The following is a 244-nucleotide window of genomic DNA, read 5'->3' as shown; positions in this document are numbered from 1 at the left end:
CGCCACCGCTGCGGCTTTGACGGCAGTGGATACTTTGACGGAGTCGATGCCCCGGAACAGCTCAGGATCCGGCACCTTGATGCGAAGAATCGCGCCGCCGCCTGCTGCGAGCTGCTCCATCGCGTCAGCCTGCCACTGCGGATAGTACCCGAAGGAATCGTCCGGTGCATGCTCGTACCGGATTCGGGTGACCCTCTCGTCGTCCCAGTCGACCTGCACGTACTTGGCGCCGGCATCATAGGCC

Annotated in this window: 1 protein-coding gene; it reads right to left on the bottom strand. The window is 63.9% G+C overall.

Annotated elements, in window-relative coordinates; translation table 11 throughout:
• On the bottom strand, positions 1–244 hold a 244-nt coding region (locus tag ACSNOG_RS33870; RefSeq protein ID WP_436756500.1), incomplete at both ends, for an aminopeptidase.

The sequence above is a fragment of the Streptomyces sp. URMC 124 genome, assembly GCF_051386455.1.
Classification (GTDB): domain Bacteria; phylum Actinomycetota; class Actinomycetes; order Streptomycetales; family Streptomycetaceae; genus Streptomyces.
This window is presented reverse-complemented; position numbering and strand designations above follow the sequence as displayed.